The sequence below is a fragment of the Shewanella sp. 11B5 genome (genome assembly GCF_002836795.1).
Classification (GTDB): Bacteria; Pseudomonadota; Gammaproteobacteria; order Enterobacterales; family Shewanellaceae; genus Shewanella; species Shewanella frigidimarina.
The window spans coordinates 1-2,149 of the sequence record NZ_PJAP01000656.1; the positions used below are offsets into that span (position 1 = coordinate 1).

At 42.2% G+C, this 2,149-nt stretch carries 2 protein-coding genes and 1 pseudogene; all 3 read left to right on the forward strand.

All coding sequences use genetic code 11. The annotated features are described in order from the left end of the window. On the forward strand, nucleotides 1–363 hold a 363-nt coding region (locus tag CXF78_RS14925; RefSeq protein WP_102037247.1), incomplete at its 5' end, for a VOC family protein. Nucleotides 364–627: 264 nt separating this feature from the next. Continuing rightward, on the forward strand, nucleotides 628–1,413 hold the full coding sequence (bla, locus tag CXF78_RS14930; RefSeq protein ID WP_102037248.1) for a subclass B1 metallo-beta-lactamase: 786 nt from the start codon (nucleotides 628–630) through the stop codon (nucleotides 1,411–1,413). Between the two features lie 185 nt (nucleotides 1,414–1,598). Beyond that, nucleotides 1,599–2,149 (forward strand): annotated as a pseudogene (locus CXF78_RS14935) (RNA pseudouridine synthase); the annotation flags it as partial.

The following is a 2,149-nucleotide window of genomic DNA, read 5'->3' on the forward strand; positions in this document are numbered from 1 at the left end:
GGTGCCAATGATATCGAAAAATCAAAAGCCTTTTACGACGCAACACTAGGCGAACTAGGTATTAAACCAGGGGTAATTGATCCTAAAGGTCGTTGTTTTTATATGACTAGTACTGGTATTTTTGCGTTATCAAAACCATTAAACGGTGAACCAGCTTGCAACGGTAATGGCAGCACCATAGGTTTTCATGCTGATAATGCAGAACAGGCTAACGCTTGGCATGCTGCTGGTGTAGCGAGTGGTGGCGAAGCTTGCGAAGATGCTCCTGGTGTTCGCGACAGCCCAAATGGTCCATTATATCTAGCTTATTTACGCGATCCTTCTGGTAACAAAGTCTGCGTATTACACAGACCAAAGGCATAATCGTCGTTATTGATAATACCTTCTGTCATCAATAATGATGTCCAAATATAGATGAGACCTGTACGGTTTCATCTATATTGATAGCTTAAGAATTAATAGCTTAAGACTATTGCCCATCTATTCGTTCAATACAATCCGCTTCACACAACCAATGTCATCAGGCATGAGTTTGCCTTTGTTATCCATTATCCACAAATTCAGTGATACACTTTGACGCTTATTCTGTTCGACTGAACTTTGACTGAACGTTAATTGAGTACCATTATGTTTTCACGAATATTGATATTACTAATTGGTTTTATTTGCTGTGTGCCACTTGCGATAAGCGCTGAGTCATCAGGCCAACTGACTATCACACCGCTCAGTAGCAATGCTTTGGTTAAAGCGAATCAAGCTCAAGCAACACAAATCCAACTATTTGAATATCAGTCTTATTTTAAAACTGAAGACTTTGGTTTGGTCGATGCTAATGGCCTAGTGGTTGTTGAAGGTAAAGATGCGTATTTAATCGATACCCCATGGAGCGAGAAAGACACTATTGCGTTAGTCGAGTGGATAAAGCAGCAAAACTTTATACTCAAAGCCAGTATTTCAACCCATTCACATGCCGACCGCACGGCTGGAATAAGTTACCTAAACAGTATTGGTGTTAGCACTCACGTATCTGTAATGACTCAAAAAATATTGACCACACAACATAAAGCACTCGCAAGTCAGCCGTTTGATGGTGACTCGTTTACCCTAGCTAATGGTTTACTCGAGGCTCGCTATTTAGGCGCTGGCCATACAATTGATAACATTGTGGTGTGGCTCCCTAAAGCACAATTACTCTTTGGCGGCTGTTTGGTAAAAAGTGCTCATAGTAAGAGTATGGGCTATATTGCTGAGGCATCGTTAACCGATTGGCCAGTAACGATTAGCAAGGTTAAAGCGACATTTTCTGATGCTGAGGTTGTTGTGCCAGGGCATGGAGCCATTGGCAATGCGGAGCTGCTTAACCATACACAAGAGTTAGTTAACGTTTATCTTTCCAAACATCAATTGGATTAAGATCGAACGCTTCCACCCTGCACAGGCCAAAAGGGGATCTACAGCAATCCCCTCTTGAATTATCCCTATCGTTTCTGCAACGTTGTTTGAATTAACATCCTAAAAAATCCACTCTCAGTAAATAATGCATCTGTTAGTTTGAAAGGGTAAAATAGCCGCCCTTTGGTGTAGTGAGTGTTTTTTTGATGTCTGTTAACGACCCGTGTTTTATTCCTTTTAGTGATGCGATGGCTTTCAATAACACGCTTGCCGAACAAGGGTTGCCTGAATCTTTTACCTTTCCGTTTTATTATCAACCTCATCCATTAACCATACTGGCAGCACAGCAGTTACAGCAGGTGTTACTTGAGGCGAATCCTTGGGAACATAATTTTGGCTTAGACAGCGAACGTGATCGTGGCATGGTGATTGGCAAGATGTTTGGTGTGTTGGTGGTTACAGACACGCTCGGGCAACTTGGCTTTTTAGCCGCATTTTCAGGTAAGTTAGCCGACCAAAATATCTTGCCACCGTTTGTGCCACCAGTGTTTGACATGCTGACCCAAGACAGTTTTTTTAGTCATGAAAATAAACAGATTAACCAAATTAATCTGTCGATAAGCCAGCATGAAGCGAATCCGTTATTAGCAACATTAACCGCGACTTTAGCTGCGCAACAGCACCAGGCAGAAAATGAGCTTGAGCAGCAACGTAACGCAATAGTTGAAGGCCGCAAACAGCGTAAGCAGCAACGTGA